General features: G+C 63.5%; 11 protein-coding genes and 1 pseudogene. 4 read left to right on the top strand and 8 right to left on the bottom strand.

The window, feature by feature from the left end:
- Positions 1-853 precede the first annotated feature (853 nt).
- Together galU and FRZ40_RS06030 are read right to left on the bottom strand one after the other, a co-directional pair.
- Complete coding sequence (gene galU / locus FRZ40_RS06035) at positions 854-1735, bottom strand: UTP--glucose-1-phosphate uridylyltransferase GalU (RefSeq protein ID WP_012400984.1); 882 nt, start codon at positions 1733-1735, stop codon at positions 854-856.
- A gap of 71 nt (positions 1736-1806) precedes the next feature.
- Positions 1807-4680, bottom strand: coding sequence for a valine--tRNA ligase (locus FRZ40_RS06030; RefSeq protein WP_147233629.1), 2874 nt, complete (start codon positions 4678-4680; stop codon positions 1807-1809).
- A 248-nt stretch (positions 4681-4928) separates the two neighbouring features.
- Here FRZ40_RS06030 and FRZ40_RS06025 point away from each other — a divergent pair, with 248 nt between their 5' ends.
- A complete protein-coding gene (locus FRZ40_RS06025; protein ID WP_028370517.1) occupies positions 4929-7313 on the top strand; it encodes a UvrD-helicase domain-containing protein in 2385 nt (794 codons plus the stop codon).
- Entirely contained in the window at positions 7310-8122 is an 813-nt protein-coding gene (locus FRZ40_RS06020; protein ID WP_147233628.1) for a 5'-methylthioadenosine/adenosylhomocysteine nucleosidase, read from the top strand. The genes FRZ40_RS06025 and FRZ40_RS06020 overlap by 4 nt, the downstream gene beginning before the upstream one ends.
- A 26-nt stretch (positions 8123-8148) precedes the next feature.
- On the opposite strand, the gene FRZ40_RS06015 is transcribed toward FRZ40_RS06020, so the two are convergent.
- Both FRZ40_RS06015 and FRZ40_RS06010 read right to left on the bottom strand, forming a co-directional pair.
- Positions 8149-10125 (bottom strand): propionate--CoA ligase, encoded by a 1977-nt coding sequence (locus FRZ40_RS06015; protein WP_420873847.1) that lies wholly within the window; start codon positions 10123-10125, stop codon positions 8149-8151.
- An 844-nt stretch (positions 10126-10969) separates the two neighbouring features.
- On the bottom strand, positions 10970-12223 hold the full coding sequence (locus tag FRZ40_RS06010) for an MFS transporter (protein WP_147233626.1): 1254 nt from the start codon (positions 12221-12223) through the stop codon (positions 10970-10972).
- 457 nt (positions 12224-12680) lie between these two features.
- On the opposite strand from FRZ40_RS06010, the pseudogene FRZ40_RS06005 reads away from it, so the two are divergent.
- Together FRZ40_RS06005 and FRZ40_RS06000 are read left to right on the top strand one after the other, a co-directional pair.
- Positions 12681-14341: pseudogene (locus FRZ40_RS06005) on the top strand (methyl-accepting chemotaxis protein).
- Positions 14342-14578: 237 nt separating this feature from the next.
- Positions 14579-15532, top strand: a complete 954-nt coding sequence (locus FRZ40_RS06000) for an IS5 family transposase (protein ID WP_147233625.1) — start codon at positions 14579-14581, stop codon at positions 15530-15532.
- A gap of 793 nt (positions 15533-16325) precedes the next feature.
- On the opposite strand, the gene FRZ40_RS05995 is transcribed toward FRZ40_RS06000, so the two are convergent.
- Genes FRZ40_RS05995 through FRZ40_RS05980 form a run of 4 tightly spaced genes read right to left on the bottom strand, consistent with a single transcriptional unit; the run spans position 16326 to position 21198 of the window.
- Positions 16326-17186 (bottom strand): efflux RND transporter periplasmic adaptor subunit, encoded by an 861-nt coding sequence (locus FRZ40_RS05995; protein ID WP_028370367.1) that lies wholly within the window; start codon positions 17184-17186, stop codon positions 16326-16328.
- Between the two features lie 13 nt (positions 17187-17199).
- Positions 17200-17400 carry a DUF1656 domain-containing protein gene (locus tag FRZ40_RS05990; RefSeq protein WP_147233624.1) on the bottom strand — a complete coding sequence of 67 codons (201 nt, stop codon included), beginning with the start codon at positions 17398-17400 and terminating at the stop codon, positions 17200-17202.
- A complete protein-coding gene (locus FRZ40_RS05985; RefSeq protein ID WP_147233623.1) occupies positions 17390-19618 on the bottom strand; it encodes an FUSC family protein in 2229 nt (742 codons plus the stop codon). The genes FRZ40_RS05990 and FRZ40_RS05985 overlap by 11 nt, the downstream gene beginning before the upstream one ends.
- Positions 19619-19632: 14 nt before the next feature.
- Positions 19633-21198 (bottom strand): efflux transporter outer membrane subunit, encoded by a 1566-nt coding sequence (locus FRZ40_RS05980; protein WP_147233622.1) that lies wholly within the window; start codon positions 21196-21198, stop codon positions 19633-19635.
- Positions 21199-21276 lie beyond the last annotated feature (78 nt).

Here is a 21276-nt window from a genome sequence, read left to right as displayed (position 1 = left end):
CGACGCGGTGGTGCCGGTTTTGGGTTTTTTTGCTGCGGTGGCGTCTGTGAATTCGTGGCTGGCTTCCGCGAATTCGTATCGGTGCTTCTTGCGTTGCCCCTGTGCGGGGCGGCACTTACTTTCTTTGCCGCCGCAAAGAAAGTAAGCAAAGAAAGCGGGCTAACACCGCCAATTCTTCTTCCTGCCTGCGGGCCCCCCACGGGTCCCGCACTCCACGCGGCATCAAGCTACTCAATGCCCGTTGCCAGCGCTCCTGGATTCGCCTCACCCACTTCACACTCCCGCATCACGGACTGCGTTACCAGGAAGTCCCCGGCCGCCCAGGTGGCAAACTGTGTGTAGGCTGTCGCGACGGAAGTGCACCACTCCGGACTGAAAAGCGGGATTGGTGTCGTAGGAGCGCGAACGCGTAAGGCGCGACAACCTACACACCGTTTGCCACCTGGGCGGCGCAGACGAGTCGCTGCCCCGGGCTGCGCTACGGGTGACTGGAGCGGGTGATGCGCCTGTTAGAGACGTTGGCAACGCACATGAAATAGCGCGTTGCCGTCTGGAGTGCGGGACCCGTGGGGGGGCCGCAGGCAACGACTAGGGCTGGCGGTGTTAGCCCGCTTTCTTTGCTTACTTTCTTTGCGGCGGCAAAGAAAGTAAGTGCCGCCCCGCACAGGGGCAACACCTGAAGCACCGATACGAATTCGCGGATGCGAGCCACGAAACCGCGGATGCGAGCCACGAATTCGCAGATGCCAGCCAGCGCAGCAAAAATAAAAAAAGCCGTCGCAAAAACACGGACGGCTCGAACATCAGCGCGCAGCGAGAATAAACGAACCCCCGCCGCAGGCGAAAAAAAAGATCAACCTTCCAGCACAGGCGACCTCGTCCGCAGGTACTCTTCAAAGTCCGCAGCGACTTCCGGATGCCGCAAGGCAAATTCAACTGTAGCTTTCAGATATCCAAGCTTGCTGCCGCAATCGAACCGCGTGCCGTGGTACTTATAAGCAAGAACCTGCTCATCGGCGAGCAAAGACTGAATCGCATCCGTCAGTTGCAACTCACCGCCCGCGCCAGGCTTCAACGCCCGGATATGATCGAAAATCCGCGGCTTCAGCACATAGCGCCCAACCACGCCGAGGTTGGAAGGCGCAACCTCAGGCGCCGGCTTCTCGACGATGCCCGACATCTTGATGATGGCGTCTTCCCACTCCTTGCCGTCGACGATACCGTACGACTTCGTCTCCGACGGCGGAATCTCTTCGACGCCAATCACCGAGCTGTGATAGTGATCGAACACCTCGATCATCTGCTGCATCACGGGCGGCTTGCCGTACAGCAAGTCGTCTGCAAGGATCACCGCAAACGGGTTGTCGCCCACCAGCTTTTCCGCGCACAACACCGCGTGGCCGAGGCCCAGCGCTTCCGGCTGACGCACGTAGAAACAGTCCACGTGGCTCGGCTTGATGCTGCGGACCAGTTCCAGCAGCTTCGCCTTGCCGCGCGCTTCCAGCTCCGCCTCGATTTCGTACGACTTGTCGAAATGGTCTTCGATCGCGCGCTTGCTGCGGCCCGTGACGAAGATCATTTCGGTGATGCCGGCCGCCATCGCTTCCTCGACGGCGTACTGGATCAGCGGCTTGTCGACGATAGGCAGCATCTCCTTCGGGCTGGCCTTCGTTGCAGGGAGGAAGCGGGTGCCGAGACCCGCGACCGGAAAGACTGCCTTTGTAACTTTTAGCATGTGTGTACCCTGCGTCCTCTGGTTTGGATGCGCGTCGGCGCCAGGTGGCGCGGCGCGCATGGGTCGTCAAATCAGGCTGGCAAGCGCGACAGTTGTGCTGTCAGCTTGCCAATCGTGGTCTGGTATTCTGCCAGCCTTCTTTGCTCCTGCTCAACGACCGCCGGCGGTGCTTTTGCAACAAAACTCTCGTTCTGGAGCTTGGCGTTACATTTCGAAACCTCTGCGTTCAATCTCGCGATTTCTTTTGACAGTCGCTCGCGTTCCGCGGCGATGTCGATTTCTACTTTCAGCACGAGCTTGTCCGTACCTACGATAGCAATCGGCGCGCCATGTGCCTGTGCATCCAGCGTCGCTTCGTCCGCGATGATCTGCACCTCGGACAAACGCGCCAACGCCTGTGCGTAAGGCGCGAACGACGCGAGACGTTCCGCGTTGCCCGTCACCAGCAGCGGCACCTTCGTCGCTGGCGACAGGTTCATCTCGCCGCGCAGGTTCCGGCATGCGTCGATTACGGCTTTCAGATCGGCGGCCCATCGCTCGGACGCTTCGTCGATCTTGCCCGCTTCGGCGATCGGGTAGGGCTGCGTCATGATCGACGCTTCGCCTTCCGCCTTGCCTTCCGGGTACTTTGCCGCAAGCGGCGCCACCTTCTGCCACAACGCTTCCGTAATGAAAGGAATCACGGGGTGCGCGAGACGCAGCACCGTTTCGAGCACGCGCAGCAGCGTGCGGCGCGTGGCGCGCTGCTGCTCGGGCGTGCCCGTCTGGATCTGCACCTTCGCCAGTTCGAGATACCAGTCACAGTATTCGTCCCATACGAACTTGTATAGGGCGTTCGCCACATTGTCGAAGCGATAGTCGGCAAAGCCCTTCTCAACTTCAGCTTCGACGCGCTGCAGGAGCGACACGATCCAGCGGTCGGCCTGCGAGAAGTCCGTGTAGCCGCCCGGACCGCAATCGCCCGGCTGGCAGGCGCCCGGCTTCGAGAAGCCGCAGTCGTGGCCTTCGCAATTCATCAGCACGAAGCGCGTCGCGTTCCACAGCTTGTTGCAGAAGTTGCGATAGCCTTCGCAGCGCGCGAGATCGAAATTGACGTTGCGGCCGAGCGTGGCCATCGACGCCATCGTGAAGCGCAACGCGTCCGTGCCGAACGCGGGAATGCCGTCGGGGAATTCCTTGCGCGTCTTCTTTTCGATCGACGCCGCCTGCTTCGGATTCATCAGACCCGTGGTGCGTTTCGCGACGAGCGCGTCGAGACCGATGCCGTCGACGATATCGATCGGGTCGAGCGTGTTGCCCTTGCTCTTCGACATCTTCTGGCCTTCGGCGTCGCGTACGAGGCCGTGCACGTAGACGGTGTCGAATGGAACCTTGCCCGTGAAGTGCGTGGTCATCATGACCATGCGCGCAACCCAGAAGAAGATGATGTCGAAGCCCGTGACGAGCACCGACGACGGCAGAAATGCCTGCAGTTCAGGCGTCTCCTGCGGCCAGCCGAGCGACGAGAACGGCACGAGCGCCGACGAGAACCACGTGTCGAGCACGTCTTCGTCGCGCTTCAGTGCGCCCTTGTAGCCTTGTGCGTCAGCCTTGGCGCGTGCGTCTTCTTCCGTCTTCGCGACGAAGATTTCGCCGTTCTCGCCGTACCACGCGGGAATCTGATGACCCCACCACAGCTGGCGCGAGATGCACCAGTCCTGGATGTTTTCGAGCCACTGGTAGTACGTGGTCGTCCAGTTTTCCGGCACGAATTTGATCTGACCGTTGCGCACCACGTCGAGCGCCGTTTCGGCGATCGACTTGCCCGGATTGAACGTACCTTCCGGCGCCGGCTTGCTCATCGCGACGAACCACTGGTCGGTGAGCATCGGTTCGATCACGACGCCCGTGCGGTCGCCGCGCGGCACCATCAGCTTGTGCGGCTTGACGGATTCGAGCGCGCCGATCGCTTCCAGATCGGCGACGACCTGCTTGCGCGCGTCGAAGCGGTCCATGCCGCGGTATTTTTCGGGCGCGTTGTCGTTGATCTTCGCGTCGAGCGTGAGGATTTCGATTTGCGGCAGCTTGTGGCGCTGGCCCACCTGATAGTCGTTGAAATCGTGCGCGGGCGTGACCTTCACGACGCCCGTGCCGAATTCACGGTCTACATAGTCGTCGGCGATGATGGGAATTTCGCGGTCCGTCAGCGGCAGCCTGACGTGCTGGCCGATCAGCTTCGCGTAGCGCTCGTCTTCCGGATGCACCATCAGCGCGACGTCGCCGAGCATCGTTTCGGGACGCGTCGTGGCGACGGTCAGATGACCCGAGCCGTCGGCGAGCGGGTACTGGATGTGCCACAGGCTGCCGTTTTCTTCCTCGCTGACCACTTCGAGATCGGACACGGCCGTGAGCAGCACGGGATCCCAGTTCACGAGGCGCTTGCCGCGATAGATGAGGCCCTGTTCATAGAGGCGCACGAACACGTCGCGCACGGCGGCCGACATCTTGTCGTCCATCGTGAAGTATTCGCGCGACCAGTCGATCGACGCGCCGAGGCGCCGCACCTGGCCCGTGATGGTCGAGCCCGACTGCTGCTTCCATTCCCACACGCGCTCGACGAACTTTTCGCGGCCGAGATCGTGGCGCGACACGCCCTGCGCGTCCAGCTGACGCTCGACGACGATCTGCGTGGCAATGCCCGCGTGGTCCGTGCCCGGCACCCACAGCGTGTTTTCGCCGAGCATGCGGTGATAGCGCGTCAGGCCGTCCATGATGGTCTGGTTGAACGCGTGGCCCATGTGCAGCGTGCCCGTGACGTTGGGCGGCGGCAACTGGATCGAGAAATTCTTGCGGCCCGGCTCCATCGTCGGCGCGGTATAGCCGCGTTTTTCCCATTCGGGGCCCCATTGGGACTCGATCGTCTGCGGCTCGAAACTCTTGGCCAGCGTGTTGTCGCTTGTCGTCATCGTCAAAATCTGCCGGAAAATGCGTGGAAAGATGCCTGAAACCTTGAATTATAAAGGGATGCGGGAGCGGCGGGCCGCGCGTGCCGCTGCACGTGCGCAAGACCTGCGCGAGAAGCCTGCATGACGCAGCCATGACGGACGCGAGCGCGCGGCGCAATCGGGGGCGGACGGCGCGCGGCAAGCGCCGTTGCCTCGCGGTCTTATAATGACGGACCACCCGCCGCAACCGTCGTTTCTCTTCGTCACTCATGCCCGAACTGCTCGCGAACCTGAACCCCGAACAACACGCCGCCGTCACGCTGCCGAACGAACCGGCGCTCATTCTGGCGGGCGCAGGCAGCGGCAAAACGCGCGTGCTGATCACGCGGATCGCGTGGCTGATCCAGCAAGGTTTCGCTTCGCCGCCGACCGTCCTCGGCGTGACCTTCACGAACAAGGCCGCGCGCGAAATGATGTCGCGCCTGTCGGCGCTCTTGCCCATCGACACGCGCGGCATGTGGATCGGCACGTTCCACGGCCTGTGCAACCGGATGCTGCGTGCGCATTATCGCGACGCGGGCCTGCCGCAGACGTTCCAGATTCTCGATACGTCGGACCAGCTGTCCGCGATCAAGCGCCTGATGAAGGGCCTGAATATCGACGACGAGAAATATCCGGCGAAAAACCTGCAGTACTTCATCAACAACGCGAAAGAGCAGGGGCTGCGTCCGAAGGATGTCGACGCGTCCGACAACTTCAACCGCAAATTCGTCGAACTGTACGAAGCGTACGACCAGCAGTGCCAGCGCGAAGGCGTGGTCGATTTCCCTGAGCTGCTGCTGCGCTGCTACGAACTGCTGTCGTACAACCCGCCGCTGCGTGCGCATTATCAGGCGCGCTTCCGGCACATTCTGGTCGACGAGTTCCAGGACACCAACAAGCTGCAATACGCGTGGCTGAAGATGCTGGCGGGCGAGCACAACGCAATCTTCGCGGTCGGCGACGACGACCAGTCCATCTATGCGTTCCGCGGCGCTAACGTCGGCAATATGCGCGACTTCGAGAGCGAGTTCAAGGTCCGTAATCTGATCAAGCTCGAACAGAATTACCGTTCGCACGGCCATATTCTCGATGCCGCGAATCATCTGATCGCCAACAACTCGCGGCGTCTCGGCAAGAATCTGCGCACGGATGCGGGCCACGGCGAGCCGGTGCGCGTCTACGAGGCCGCGACGGATTCGCAGGAAGCGGGCTGGATCGTCGAAGAAATTCGCGCGCTGATCAACACGGGCCTGTCGCGCAGCGAGATTGCCGTGCTGTATCGAAGCAACGCGCAATCGCGCACGATCGAACATACGCTCGTGAACGTGGGCATTCCGTATCGCGTGTATGGCGGCCTGCGCTTCTTCGAGCGTCAGGAAGTGAAGCATGCGCTCGCGTATCTGCGCCTGATCGATAATCCGAACGACGACACCGCGTTCGCGCGCGTCGTGAATTTCCCGACGCGCGGCATCGGCGCGCGCTCGATCGAACAACTGGCGGACGCGGCACGCCTGTACAACTGCTCGATGGCGGCGGCGATTCCGTACGTCACGGGCAAAGCGGGCACGAGTCTCGGCACGTTCGCGAACCTGATCGCGAAGATGCGCGCCGAAACGGCGCAGATGAGCCTGCCCGAAACGGTCGAATACGTGGTGCGCGCGAGCGGCCTGGCCGAGTTCTATCAGAACGAGCGCGAGGGGCAGGAACGCCTCGAGAACTTGCAGGAACTGGTCAATGCGGCCACCGCCTTCGTCAGCGAAGAAGGCTACGGCCTCGACACGCCCGCGCGTTCGATTCCGCTGCGTCCCGGCGCGACGGCCGTGCCCGAACTCGTGGTTTCGACCGACGATTCCGGCGTCGACGTGCTCGACGCCGCGAACCCTGCCGACCCCGCGCAGAACCCCGACACGATGACGCCGCTCGCGGGTTTCCTGTCGCACGCATCGCTCGAAGCAGGCGACAACCAGGCGCAGGCCGGCCAGGAAGCCGTGCAGCTGATGACGGTGCACGCGGCGAAGGGCCTCGAATTTACGGCCGTGTTCATCACGGGGCTCGAAGAAGGGCTGTTCCCGCACGAAAACAGCGCGATGGAATCCGACGGGCTCGAAGAAGAGCGCCGTCTGATGTACGTCGCGATCACGCGCGCGAAGGAGCGGCTGTATCTGTCGTTCGCGCAGAGCCGGATGCTGCACGGCCAGACGCGCTACAACATCCGCTCGCGTTTCTTCGACGAACTGCCGCAGGAAACGCTCAAGTGGCTCACGCCGAAGGTGGAAGCGGGCGCGCGCTGGGGCGGCCGCTCGGACAACGCCGGCTGGGGCCGCGACTGGTTCTCGCGCCCGGACCGTCAGCAGGGCGGTTATCAGGGCGGCAAGCAGGGCAGGGAGAGCTACGCGACGACCAACGCGCCGTTGCCCGCGTTCGCGAACGAGCAGCGCGCGGCCGATACGGGCTTCCGTGTCGGCCAGCAGGTGTTCCACACGAAATTCGGCGAAGGCACGATCACCGCGCTCGAAGGCGGTGGCGCCGACGCGAAGGCGCTCGTCAAGTTCAAGCGGCACGGCGAGAAATGGCTCGCGCTGGCCGTTGCCAAACTGCAGGCGGTCGAATGAGCGCGCTGCCGTCTGAAGCAACTGCGGAAGCAACGATTCCGCGCCGTCCGCTCGGCGTGATGGCGGCGCTGCAGCAGGAACTCGGCGATCTGCTGATCGCGATGCGCGCCGAAGGCGCCGTCGAAACCATTACGCACGGCAAGCGCGACTATCACCTCGGCACGGTGCACGGCGCGCCATGCGTGGTGACGCTGGCGCGCGTCGGCAAGGTCGCGGCGGCGGCGACCGTGAGCGCGCTGATTCACGCGTTCGATGTCGAGGCCGTCCTGTTCACGGGCGTCGCGGGCGGCGTCGGGCCGGCTGTGCGGATCGGCGATATCGTCGTCGCCCAATCGCTGATGCAGCACGACATGGATGCATCGCCGCTGTTTCCGCGTTTCGAAGTGCCGCTGCTCGGCATGTCGCGCTTTGCCGCCGACGCGCCGCTGACGGCCGCGCTGGCGAGCGCCTGCGAGCGGTTCATCGAAGAAGAGGGCGATGCGCTGTCGCAGCGTTTTCTGACCGAGGCGCGTCCAGTAGTGCATTGCGGGCTGATTCTGAGCGGCGATCAGTTCGTCGCCAGCGCGACAGCCGTCGATATGCTGCGCGCCGCGTTGCCGGACGCGCTCGCCGTCGAGATGGAAGGCGCAGCGATCGCGCAGGTCTGCTACGAATACAACGTGCCGTGCGCGATCGTGCGGACCATTTCCGATACGGCCGACGCGCATGCGCCCGCATCGTTCGTCACGTTTCTGACCGAAATCGCGGGCACGTATTCAAGCGGGATTCTGAAGCGGTTTCTGTCGCCGCGCGGCCAGGTCCGCGATTAGGTCCCGGTTAGGTCCCGGTTAGGTCCTTACTTCGAAGTCAGCCTCGCTGCGACGGCTTCGCGAATCTGCTGCAGCGCCGACGGGTCTTCGATGGTCGGCAGATCGCCGGGATCGCGGCCTTCGGCGAGCGCGGCGATCGCGCGGCGCAACAGCTTGCCCGAGCGCGTCTTCGGCAGCATCGACACCAGCACCACATGCGCGGGCCGCGCGATCGCGCCGAGCTGGCGATCGACGGTCGCGCACAGATCGGCGGACAGCTTCGTGCGTGCATCGTCCGATTCGTACGCACCCGCATCGCGCACGACGACGAACGCAATTGCCGCCTGTCCCTTGACGGGATCGGTCACGCCGACCACGGCCACTTCCGCCACCGCCTTGTGAGCCGACAGCGCTTCTTCGATTTCGCGCGTGCCGAGGCGATGGCCCGCGACGTTGATCACGTCGTCGGTGCGGCCGAGGATCGTCACGTAGCCGTCTTCGTCCTGAATACCCCAATCGAACGTCGAATAGACCTGCTGGTTCGGCACGCTTTCCCAATACGTTTTGACGAAGCGTGCGTCGTCGCCCCAGACGGTCGACATGCAGCCCGGCGGCAGCGGATAGCCGAGCGTGATCACGCCTTTTTCGCCCGGCGGACACGGCTCGCCCGTGTGCTCGTTGCGCAGCGTCAGGTCGTAGCCGTAGCAGGGCACGCCCGGCGAGCCGAGCTTTTGCGGCAGTGCTTCGACGCCGCGCTGGATGGCGAGAATCGGCCAGCCGGTTTCCGTTTGCCAGAAATTATCGACGACGGGTTTGCCGAGCGCGTCCGCGATCCAGGAAGCCGTCGGTTCGTCGAGCGGCTCGCCCGCGAGAAAGAGTGTGCGCAGGCTCGACAGGTCCGCCTGTTTGAGGAGCGCGGGGTCCTGTTTCTTGAGCACGCGGATCGCCGTCGGCGCGGTGAACATCAGGTTGATCTTGTGCTGCTCGACGAGCCGCCACCAGATGCCGCCGTCGGGACGGATGGGCGTGCCTTCGTACATGAGCGTCGTGAGACCCGCGATCAGCGGCGCGTAGACGATATAGCTGTGACCGACGACCCAGCCGACGTCGGACGCGGTAAACATCGTGTCGCCCGCTTTGCCTTCGAAGATGTATTCCATCGATGCCGCGAGTGCCACCGCATAACCGCCGACGTCGCGCTGCACGCCCTTCGGCTTGCCCGTCGTGCCCGACGTGTAGAGCACGTAAGACGGTTCAGTCGATTCGAGCCATTCGCATTGCACGTGGGCGTCGAAGAACTGTTCGCGCAGCGGCTCGTAGGCGACGAGGTAGGGCGCGTTCAGACGTTCGGGCGTCAGTTGCCGGTCGATCAGGAGCACGTGCGGCGTCTTGTGCGTCGCGCGCGACATCGCTTCGTCGACGAGCGGCGTGTAGTCGATCACCTTGCCGGCGCGCGCGCCTGCGTCGGCTGTGACGATCAGCACGGGCTTGGCGTCGTCGATGCGCGCGGCGAGATTTGGCGCTGCGAAGCCGCCAAACACGACCGAGTGGATCGCGCCTAGCCGTGCGCACGCGAGCATGGCGAACACGGCTTCGGGGATCATGGGCAGATAGATCAGCACGCGGTCGCTGCGCTTGACGCCGAGCGAGCGCATCACGGCTGCCATCCGGTTCACTTCCGCGTGCAGTTCGGCGTAGGTGTAGCGGCGCTCAATGCCCGTTTCCGTCGACACATAGACGAGTGCGTTCTGTTGCGCGCGTTCTGCGAGATGCCGGTCGACCGCATTGTGACAGAGGTTGGTTCTGCCGCCGACGAACCAGCGGGCGAAGGGCGGATTCGAGCGGTCGAGGACGGTGTCGAATCTGGTTTCCCAATGGATGCGGTTGGCTTGCTCGCGCCAGAAGTCTTCCGGGGATTCGATCGAGCGGCGGTGGAACTCGCGATAGGTGGTCATCGGGCCGTCCTGGTTTTTTGCGCTGACGCGGGTCTGGACAGAATAGGGTACGCCAGGTGGCGTGGGCAACGCGGGTTCACCATGACGTTTTTTTGTCTGCGACGCTAGTCGCCGTTTTTTTCTTTTTTGCTGCTCTGGCGTCCGTGGTTTCGTGGCTGGCATCCGCGAATTCGTATCGGTGCTGCAAGCGTTGCCCCTGTGCGGGGCGGCACTTACTTTCTTTGCCGCCGCAAAGAAAGTAAGCAAAGAAAGCGGGCTAACCCCGCCAATTCTTGTGTCTGCCTGCGGGCCCCCAACCGGTCCCGCACTCCAGACGGCAACGCGCTATTTCATGTGTGTTGCCAACGCCTTGAACAGGCGCATCACCCGCTCCAGTCACCCGTAGCGCAGCCCGGGGCAGCGACTCGTCTGCGCCGCCCAGGTGGCAAACGGTGTGTAGGTTGTCGCGCCTTACGCGTTCGCGCTCCTACGACACCAATCCCGCTTTTCAGTCCGGAGTGGTGCACGTACGTCGCGATGGCCTACACACAGTTTGCCACCTGGGCGGCGGTTGACGTTTGGTAACACAGTCCGTGACGCGGGGGTGTGAAGTGGGGGATGCGATTCCAGGAACGCTGGCAACGGGCATTGAGTAGCTTGATGCCGTGTGGAGTGCGGGACCCGTTGGGGCCCGCAGGCAGGAAGAAGAATTGGCGGGGTTAGCCCGCTTTCTTTGCTTACTTTCTTTGCGGCGGCAAAGAAAGTAAGTGCCGCCCCGCACAGGGGCAACGCAAGAAGCACCGATACGAATTCGCGGATGCGAGCCACGAATTCGCGGATGCCAGCCACGAATTCGCGGATGCGGCCCACAAACTCGCGGACGCCAGCGCCAAAAAAGCAAAGAATGGCGACTAGCGTCGCAGACAAAAAAACCTCAGGCTTTGGAAGCCCGCTTCCCCTCAACATCCGGCAGGAAAACAGTCAAAATCCCCAGCAACGGCAAGAACGAGCAAACCTTATAGACATAGGGAATGCTGGTGGCATCAGCCAGTTGCCCCAGCACGGCAGCCCCGATCCCGCCAAGCCCAAAGGCGAATCCGAAGAACAAACCGGCCACCATCCCGACCTTCCCGGGAATCAATTCCTGCGCATACACAAGAATCGCCGAGAAAGCAGAAGCCAGCACGATCCCGATGATCACGGTCAGCACGCCAGTCCAGAACAGGTTCGCATACGGCAGCAGCAGCGTGAACGGCGCGACGCCGAGAATCGACACCCAGATCACATACTTGCGGCCAATCCGGTCGCCCACCGGGCCGCCGATCATCGTGCCCGCCGCGACAGCCGCAAGGAACACAAACAGATGGACCTGCGCCGCCTGCACGGGCAGATGGAACCTGTCGATCAGATAGAACGTGAAGTAGCTGTTGATGCTCGTCAGGTAGAAATATTTCGAGAACACCAGCAGCACCAGAATGCTCATCGCAAACGCAACCTTGCCACGCGATAGCGTCGCATGCGGCGCAGCGCCCGCGCGCGCTTTCTTCGTCGCGGGATGATGCTTGTACCAGCGGCTGATATGGGTCAGCACGAGAATGCCGAGGAGCGCCGCCGCCGAAAACCACGCAATGCTGCGCTGGCCATGCGGAATCACGATCAGCGCGGCAAGCAGCGGCCCCAGCGACGAGCCGGCGTTGCCGCCCACCTGAAACAGCGACTGCGCAAGACCATGCTTGCCGCCCGACGCCATGCGCGCCACCCGCGACGACTCCGGGTGAAACACCGACGATCCGCAGCCGACCAGCGCCGCAGCGATCAGCAACACGCCGAAGCTCGGCGCAACCGACATCAGCAGCAGACCCGACAGCGTGAAGCCCATGCCGACAGGCAGCGAATACGGCTTCGGATGCTTGTCCGTGTAGAAGCCGACGAGCGGTTGCAGCAGCGACGCCGTGATCTGGTACGTGAGCGTGATCAGGCCGATCTGCCCGAACGACAGCGAGAAATTGGCCTTCAGCATCGGATAGATCGCAAGGATCAACGACTGGATCATGTCGTTCATCAGATGCGAGAAGCTGATCGCGCCAAGAATCGAATAAACGGTCTTTGCTTGCGGCCTGGCGGTAGCCGTGGCGGAAGCTGAAGCAGCGGCGCCAGCCAGGGCGCCTTTGTCGAGGCTGGTTTCCATGTGGTCGGTCAGGAGAGGTGGCTCGGAAGCGCGCGCCGGCAGTTGCGGCAAACGGTCGGCGGCGGGATGTTTTTAGCGTTTGTTGAAGTGTAGTTTGTCTCGCGCCAATTGTCCGGCCAAGTTTTGTCGCGTTTCGGACATCAATCGGCGGGGGCGGGCCGCCCTGTGCCCGCTTCGCGTGCGCGGCGCGCACCGCGATGAAGCGTTGCGCGGGCGCGTCGAACAGGGCTTGCGGCGGCGACGGCGAGTGCAAAACGTGGGAAAACGCGCCCAACGAATTTTGGCCAATGTATAAATCCGACGCCGCGCTGCTCATGAGGCGGCGCGCGTAGGACCGGGAAAATTGCTGGAAGGGCGGCCTCAAGAACGTCGCTGGCGATGCCGTCATCCCGGAGAGAAAAGCAGCAATGCCGGAACCGACCTTTCCGGCAATGGCAACACAAGTGGGGACGACAACATGAAAGCAGTTACGCTGGGTGGCCAGCCGGGCGCGGGGTTCGTACCGGATGGCGAAGCGGCCGGGGGCCGGCGCGTTCGGGCAAGCGGAGCATCAAGCTGCGCGGCTGGTCCGTGAAGAAGACTTTGCGCTTCGCATTTGCCGTATTGCTGGCGGGCACACTCGCCATCGGCGTGTTCTCGCTTGCGCAGATCAGCCGCCTGAATGGGCAGATGCGTTCGATCTACGAGCAGGGCCACGTTGCCAGCCGGGCCGCCGAGGAAGCGCGCGGCTACCTGCTGCGCGCGAGCCGCGCCCAGAAGATGCTGCTGACGGCGACGACCGCGAAGGAACGCGACGAACTGGGCGCCGATATCGACAAGGGACTCGCGGGTCTGTCGACCGAACTCAGTACGCTCCAGCAATACGCCGACACTGCGGAAGTCGCCGCGCAGCAGAAGAAGTTCGCCGATGCGACGGGCGTGTGGAGCGGCCATCTGCGCGATTTCGTGACGCTCGTAAAGGCGCAGCCGCTCGACCTGTCGCAGATGAACTGGCAGGTCGGCACGATGGACGTCTCGATGCTGGTCGAAACGGGCAAGCTGGAAAAGCTCGTCGACGAACTCGTCGCGCAGCGCGGCAAGGCGGCGAAGGCGACCATTGATGCGTCGTCGTTCATCTATCAGTCGTCGTTCGTGATGATGGCCGTGATGACGGTCGCGCTGATCGTGCTCGCGTTCGTGATCAGCGAGTGGGTCGTGCGGCGTCTCGCGCGGCAGCTCGGCGGCGAGCCCGTGTATGCGAAGGAAATTGCGAGCCGTATCGCGGCGGGCGATCTCTCGAACGACATCGTGCTCGGCAAGCGCGACAACTCGAGCATGCTGTCGGCGTTGCGCGACATGCAGAACGGGCTGTCGTCGACGGTCGCGCATATTGCGTCGAGCGCGGAGGCGATCGCGGCGGCGTCGGGCGAGATTTCGATGGGCAACCTCGATCTGTCGCAACGCACCGAGCAGCAGGCGATGGCGCTCGAACGGACGGCGAGCAGCATGGAAGAGTTGACGTCGACCGTGCGTCAGAACGCGGACAACGCGAAGCAGGCCCGCACGCTGGCCGACAATGCGTCGGCGATTGCGGAGAAGGGCGGCGACGTAGTCGGCCGCGTGGTTGCGACGATGGGCGAGATCAACGACAGCGCGAAGAGCATCGGCGACATCATCGGGGTGATCGAAGGGATTGCCTTCCAGACCAACATCCTCGCGCTGAATGCCGCCGTCGAGGCGGCGCGCGCGGGCGAGGAAGGGCGCGGCTTCTCGGTGGTGGCGGGCGAGGTGCGCAACCTGGCGCAGCGCAGCGCGTCGGCGGCGAAGGAGATCAAGGGGCTGATCAGCGCGTCGGTCGAGCGCGCGAGCAACGGCTCGCAGCTGGCACAGGACGCGGGGCAAACGATGGGCGAAGTCGTGCGCGCCGTGAAGCGCGTGACGGACATCATGGGGGAGATCTCGGCTGCTTCCGCCGAGCAGAGTTCTGGTATCGAAGAGATCAATCTTGCTGTGTCGCAGATGGATGCGGGTACCCAGCAGAATGCTGCTCTTGTTGAGCAGGCTACGGCGGCTGCGCGTGCTCTTGATGATCAGGCTCAGGGGCTGAAGTTGGCTGTTGCCAAGTTTTCACTTCGGTAGGGTTTTGGTTTTTGTCTGCGACGCAGTCGCCATTCTGCTTTTTGGTTTTTTGCTTTTTGCTTTTTGTCTTTCGCTGGCATCCGCGATTTCGTATCCGTACTTCATGCGTTGCCCCTGTGCGGGGCGGCACTTACTTTCTTTGCCGCCGCAAAGAAAGTAAGGGAATCTCTGCAAAAGTCCTGGCATTGACGTGAGCTTGGACTATCCTGGGATCAGGAGACTTCATGGAGTGGCGTGATGACACAACTTGGTCTTGGTCTGGATCTGTCGACGAAGCGCACCCGCAAGCGCGAGTTTCTCGATGAGATGACGCGCGTGGTGCCGTGGCAGAAGCTGATTGCGCTCATCGAACCGCACTATCCGAAAGGCAAGACTGGCCGCCCGCCTTTTCCGATCCAGACGATGCTTCGCATTCACTTCATGCAACAATGGTTCAGCCTCTCGGACCCGGCGATGGAGGAGGCGCTGCACGACATCCCGCTGTACCGGGAGTTCGCGCTGCTGGGCACGGGCATGACGCGGCTGCCTGACGAGAGCACGATCCTGCGATTCCGGCACCTGCTTGAGGCCCATGAGCTGTCGGCCAGAATGCTGGCGACGGTCAACGAGATCCTGCAGGCGAAGGGCCTGATGCTCAAGGTGGGCTCGGCGGTCGACGCAACGCTGATTTCGGCACCCAGTTCGACGAAGAAGGCTGGCACGCGAGACCCCGAGATGAGCCAGACGCAAAAGGGCGGCAGCTGGTACTTCGGTATGAAGGCGCACATCGGAGTCGATGTGGAGTCGGGGCTCGTGCATACCGTCAAGTGCACGCCGGCAAATGTTCACGACATCACGGTGGCGCATGAACTGTTGCACGGCGACGAGCAGGTTGCGTTTGCCGATGCGGGCTACGTGGGCATCGAGAAGCGAGGCGAAACGGGTGCCGTCCAGTGGCACGTGGCGATGAGGCCGAGCAAGCGAAGAAAGCTGGACAAAAGCAAGCGGCTGGACAGAATCTACGAGAAAGTCGAGCGGCTCAAGGCGGGCGTGCGGGCGAAGGTTGAGCACCCGTTTCGGGTGCTCAAATGTCAGTTCGGCTATCTGAAGGCGCGGTATCGGGGACTGGCGAAAAACACGGCGCAGATCGAAACGCAGTTCGCGCTGATCAATCTCTGGCTGGCTCGCGGGGTGCTCGGTAAAGCGAAATGAAGGGTGAAGACGCCCCCCAAAGGCGCAGCGTCCATGCGCAAGATGCGACCGGCATCGGTTCAACACAGCGTGAATGAGGACGCGAATTCCACTCCGCGCGTGCCAGTTAGAGATCCCAGGCAGAAAACGGGTTGTTCAGACCTTCCTAAGCAAAGAAAGCGGGCTCACACCGCGAATGCTAGTCTTTGCCTGCGGGCCCCCCACGGGTCCCGCACTTCACGCGGCAGCACACTGTCGCACGCCCGTTGCCAGCGTACTAACTCACGCCGCATCCACTTCACACTCCCGCATCACGGACCGCGTTACCAGGAAGTCCCCGGCCGCCCAGGTGGCAAACTGTGTGTAGGCCGTCGTGATGGAAGTGCACCACTCCGGACTGAAAACCGGGATCGGTGTCGTAGGAGCGCCAACGCGTACGGCGCGGCAACCTACACACCGTTTGCCACCTGGGCGGCGCAGACGGATCGCTGTCGCGGGTTGCGCTACGGGTGACTGGAGAGGGTGATGCGCCTGTTAAAGGCGCTGGCAACACGCGTGGAAAAGTGAGTTGCCGTGTGGAGTGCGGGACCCGCTGGGGGCCCGCAGGCAAACACAAGGATTGGCGGTGTGAGCGGCTTTCTTTTGCCTACTTTTCTTTGCCGCTGCAAAGAAAAGTAGGTGCCGCCCCGCACAGGGGCGACGCATGAACTACGGATACGAAATCGCGGATGCCAGCGAAAGACAAAAAGCAAAAAACCAAAAAAACCAAAAAAACCAAAAACCAGAATCGCGACTGCGTCGCAGACAAAAAAACTCAGGACGGCGTGACAACAACAGTGCAGGTTGTCCCAGCGGACAACAAAACGCCGTCAGGCACAGAATCAATCTTGACCCGCACTGGCACGCGCTGCGCCAACCTCACCCAATTGAAAGTCGGATTCACATCAGCAAGCAACTCACGGCTCTGCGGATTATCGCGATCATAAATCCCGCGAGAAATACTCTCGACATGCCCCTTTAAAGTCCCGCCGCTCATGAGGCGGATATCAGCCTTATCGCCGACCTTTACGTGCGGCAGCTTCGTCTCCTCGAAATACCCATACACCCAGAACGAGTTGCTATCGACGACAGCCAGCTTCGCCGACCCGGCAATCGCATAATCACCGCGATACACGTTCAGGTTCGTCACATACCCGTCGACAGGCGCCACCACCCGCGTGCGCTCCAGATTCAGCTTCGCCGCATCCAGCGCGGCAAGCGCCTGCTGATACTGCGCTTCGGCAGCCGAAGCCGTATGCGTCGCGTTCTCGCGGCTTTCCTTCGATACCACGAGGCTGTCCATGTCCGCCCGCCGCTGCGCATCGTCGCGCCGCATCTGCAGCTCGGCCTTGCGCGCGGCGACGGCCGCCTGCGCCTGCTCGACGGCGATCTGGTAGTGCGACGGATCGATCTGCATCAGCAGATCGCCCTTGTGCACGAACTGGTTGTCGCGCACCGGCAGCTCGACCACGGCGCCCGACACGTCCGGCGCAATGTTCACGACTTCGGCGCGCACGCGGCCGTCGCGCGTCCACGGCTCGTCCATGTAATGCACCCACAGCGCACGGCCGATCAGGATCGCGACGACGAACACAATGGCCGTCGCGATGAATCCAATGATGTTTCTGATAGTCATGAGTCGACTCTTCTTAACGATAAACGGCGAGGCCCAGTACGCCGCACACACACACGAGCAGGCTCGCGCGGAACAGGGACGGGTGCCACACGACGCGATACAGGCCCGTCCAGGCCATTGCGCGGTCGAGCACCCAGGTGATCGCGGCGCCCGCGATGAACAGCAGCACGATGGCAGGCACGTACGCGTCGAGTACGGCAATCTCACGTGGCATGGCGAACTCCTTGTGGCGCGTCGCCGTCCAGGCCGCCAGCGTCGCCGAGTTGCCCCAGCGGCGATTGCGGATCGAGCAGCGCGCTCCGGATGAAATGCAGATGACTCAAAATGCGTTGCAGCCGATGACGCTCATCGCGCGGCGGCGTGAACGTGGCGAGCGTCTGCTGGACGGCGGCGATCGCATCGGCCGTCGCGGCCAGCGCGTCGTCGAGGCGCTCCGTGCGCGGACGCTCGAACAGGCGGCTCACGGCCGCGCAGGTCGCGCGCAGACTGGCGCGCCACGGCATCGACGGCGCATGGCGCGCGTCACGCGGCAGCGCCGCCACTTCACTGCGCAGGTCGATCACGGCATTGCCGATCTCCAGCACCGCGAACATCCAGCGCATCGTCTCGCGTCGCACGTCGGCTTCGCTCGCCGCCAGCGCGTTGATCTGATGCATCAGGTCGCGCGCGCCGCTCTCGAAGCGCGTGCGCAGCCGCCACAGGCTTCCGATGCGTCCGCGGCACGCGAGCACCACCTGCGCGCGCAGATCGATCAGCAGCCGGTTGCGCAGCCACGGCGTCGACGGCGGCAGCAGCACCGCGAACGCAATCGACGCGACCAGCATCGAGATCGCGAGCGCCATCGCGTCGTTGATGAAGCTGCCCGGATCGTAATGAATCACGTTGTCCGGGCCCGCGAGGAAGCAGAAAAAGATGCAGTAGCCGACGCCGTAACCCGCCAGCTTCGGGCGCGTGGTCATCCACACGCCGAACGCGAGGAACGGCGTGAGCGCGGCGCACAGCAGCGGAAAGCCGTCGATATGCGGATAGATGCCGAACGTCAGACACAGCGCGAGCATCGACGACAGGATCGTTCCCGCCGCCATCTGGAATGCGGTGCGCGTCGGATTCGGCGACGACGACGCGAGCGCACAGACAGCCGCCGCGTTCAGCGTCAGCGTCGAGCCGCTCGGCCACGCGGTCGCAATCCAGAACGCGCCGAGAATCGCCATCACGACGGCCGCGCGCAGGCCCGCGACGCCCGCCGCGATGCCGTTCGTCCTCGGCTCGTAGCGCTCGATCCAGCGCTCGCGTTCGTGCGTCGCCACGGCAAGCGACGCATAGGTCGCGGCATACGCATGCAGGTCGTCGACGAAGCGGTAAAGCAGTTCGGCGCCCGTGTCGAAATCGAGCAGCGGCACGTCGGCGCGATGTTCGAGTTCGGCGCGCGTCGCGCGCATGCGCTTCGGCAGGCCGGTCTTGAACGCTTCGAGCTGCGCCGCTGCGTGCGCCGCGTCGGCGGCCGTCAGCACCGGCTCGCCCGACTTGCTCAGCAACGGCGAAATCTCGCGGAAATACGGTTCGAGCGCATCGACGGCGGCCGTCGCACCTGCCGTGTCCGATACGCGCAAGCGGTTCATCAACTGATGCAGCGCGTGAAAACGTGTCGATACCGTCATGAACTCGCTGTTCAGACGCGACAGACGGCCGTTGCGCATCCGAGCATCGGGGCTTTCGAACACGGCCACGCTGCGCACGGCCTCGAAGCCGACCACATCGGCGACGAACTTCGCGTTGGTGTCCTCGATGCGTGCGCGGTCGACGTTGCCCGAGAGCGCCGCGCACACATAGTCGACGAACGACGAGAAGCGTGCGCGCACAGTGCTGCGCATCTGCTCGCCTGCGTGCTGCGGGAACACCAGTGCGCTCACCACACCCGAGCAGAGAATTCCGACCACGACTTCGGCGACGCGCGTGAGCGCCGTCATGAACGCGCCGTCGGGATGCTGCGAGGCGGGAATGCCGATCAGCGCCGCCGTATAGCCCGCGAGCACGAAGCCATACGAGCGGAAATTGCGGTTGCGCGCGGCGCCCGCCGTGCAGATGCCGACCCAGATTGCCGTTGCGATGATGAACAGCTCGGGCTGCTGCGCGAACAGGCCGATCAGCGCCATCATCACGACGAGACCGATCAGCGTCCCGCAGATCCGGTAGAAGCTCTTCGCGAACACCATGCCGCTTTGCGGCTGCATCACGATGAAGACGGTCGTCATCGCGGTGCGCGGCTGCGGCAGGTCGAGCTTCATCGCGACGCCGAGCGCGAGAAAGCACGCGGCGAGCGCCTTGAACAGATAGATCCACGTGCGGCCGTCGGTGCGCGCCCAGTCGAGAAATGCTGCGTAGAACGCGCCGGGTGAGGGCGGGGTGCGGGAGACGGAGGAATTCGAGGGCATCGGCGGCGCTCCTGTCAGTGAGCGCCGGGCGTGGCCGTCGCGGCCGCCTTCGTCGCGCCGTTGCTTGTGCCGTCGCTTGTGCCGTTGCTCTTGCCCTTGCCGTGCGCAGGCAGCACGTCCTTTTGCGACGGACCTTCGGCGGGATCGATCACGCCGCCGCCGAGCGCTGCGACGAGCGTCGCGTGCGCCTGCAACTGTCCCGCCTGGACCTTCGCGATGCCTTCCTGCGCGCGCAGCAGCTGCGTCTGCGCAATCAGCACGTTCACGTAGTCGGTCAGGCCGCGTCGATAACCTTCGCGCGCCAGCTGATAACTCTTGTTGGCCGTCGCGACGGAGCGCTGCGCGTCCTTCAACTGCGTGTCGAGCGAACGCATCCGCACGACTTCGTCGGCGATTTCCTTTAGAGCGTTGACGATCGACTGGTTGTATTGCTCGACGGCCACGTCATAGCCCGCCGACGCCGCGCCCAGTTGCGAACGCAGACGCCCGCCCGTGAAGATGGGCAGCGACAGCGCCGGGCCCGCCGTCCAGCCGCCCGCCTGCGACTTCAGGAAGCCGAACAGCGGCCCCATCGCCGCATAGCCGCCGACGGACGCGAGCAGATCGATGTTCGGATAGAAATCGGCCTTCGCGACGTCGATGCCGCGCGCCTGCGCGGCAACCGTCCAGCGCGCCGCGACGATATCCGGACGATGGCCGATCAGTTCGGCGGGCATCGTCGACGGCAGGCCCGCGACGCCGGACAGTGCGAGCTGCGGGCGCGTGATCGAATCGCCCGCGCCGGGGCCTTTGCCCGCGAGCGCGGCCAGCTGATTGCGGCCGAGCGCGATCGATTCTTCGATCGCGTCGATCTGGCGTTCGTATTCGGGCAGTGGCGTTTCCGCCTGCGCGACTTCGAGCTGGGTGCCGATGCCGCCTTTCAGCCGCCGGTTCGCGAGCGCCGCGACCTGTTGCTGCTGTTCCAGTGTCGACTTTGCGATGTCGAGCAGCGCGTAGTTCAGCGACATCTGGATATACGCGCGCACGATGTTCGCTTCGAGTTCGAGCTGCGCGGCGCGGTAATCGGCGGCGCGCGCGTGCGCGACGTCGAGTGCTTCCTCGGTCGCGTTCCTGTCCTTGCCCCACAGATCGAGGTGGTAGGACAGGCCGAGTTCGGCCGTGTTGTTCCATGACTGCTGGCCAGCCAGCTCGCCCGGACCGTAGAAGACGTTGTTGGGCCACTGCTTGCGCTGGATCTGCATGCTGCCGTTGACCTGCGGCAGTTCCGCCGATTTCGCGACGCCCGCGATCGACCGCGCCTCGCGCACGCGCGCCTGCGCCGCCGCGAGTGACGGATTGCCCGCCTGCGCCTGTTCGATCCAGGCGTTCAGCTGCGGATCGTTATAGGCGCGCCACCAGTCGGCGGCGGGCCATTGCGCGTCGGCATTGGCCGCGCGGATCGCGGCGCCGACGTCGAGCGACGCGGGATCGGTGCTGGCCGATTGGGGCGCGATGTGTCCCGTGCTCGCACAGCCGGCGATTATCAACGAGATCGTAAGAACCGACAGTGCGGCGATCCCTTTTCTTACCGGAAACTGCACGATTTGCTCCCCAAATGACGATAGAACCTTGTGGGGAATTATATTTTTCCCTTAATTAGCGAATAACCCGCATGGATG

Source organism: Paraburkholderia azotifigens (assembly GCF_007995085.1).
GTDB classification, from domain to species: Bacteria; Pseudomonadota; Gammaproteobacteria; order Burkholderiales; family Burkholderiaceae; genus Paraburkholderia; species Paraburkholderia azotifigens.
The sequence above is the reverse complement of the archived record's forward strand: the minus strand, read 5'-3'. Positions and strand labels throughout refer to the sequence as shown.

Excerpts from the sequence above, each read along its gene's own strand:
- FRZ40_RS06010 (WP_147233626.1), bottom strand. The coding sequence starts at position 12,223 with ATGGAAACCAGCCTCGACAAAGGCGCCCTGGCTGGCGCCGCTGCTTCA.
- FRZ40_RS06000 (WP_147233625.1), top strand. The coding sequence starts at position 14,579 with ATGACACAACTTGGTCTTGGTCTGGATCTGTCGACGAAGCGCACCCGC.
- galU (WP_012400984.1), bottom strand. The coding sequence starts at position 1,735 with ATGCTAAAAGTTACAAAGGCAGTCTTTCCGGTCGCGGGTCTCGGCACC.
- FRZ40_RS05985 (WP_147233623.1), bottom strand. The coding sequence starts at position 19,618 with ATGCCCTCGAATTCCTCCGTCTCCCGCACCCCGCCCTCACCCGGCGCG.
- FRZ40_RS05990 (WP_147233624.1), bottom strand. The coding sequence starts at position 17,400 with ATGCCACGTGAGATTGCCGTACTCGACGCGTACGTGCCTGCCATCGTG.
- FRZ40_RS06025 (WP_028370517.1), top strand. The coding sequence starts at position 4,929 with ATGCCCGAACTGCTCGCGAACCTGAACCCCGAACAACACGCCGCCGTC.
- FRZ40_RS06020 (WP_147233628.1), top strand. The coding sequence starts at position 7,310 with ATGAGCGCGCTGCCGTCTGAAGCAACTGCGGAAGCAACGATTCCGCGC.
- FRZ40_RS05995 (WP_028370367.1), bottom strand. The coding sequence starts at position 17,186 with ATGACTATCAGAAACATCATTGGATTCATCGCGACGGCCATTGTGTTC.
- FRZ40_RS06030 (WP_147233629.1), bottom strand. The coding sequence starts at position 4,680 with ATGACGACAAGCGACAACACGCTGGCCAAGAGTTTCGAGCCGCAGACG.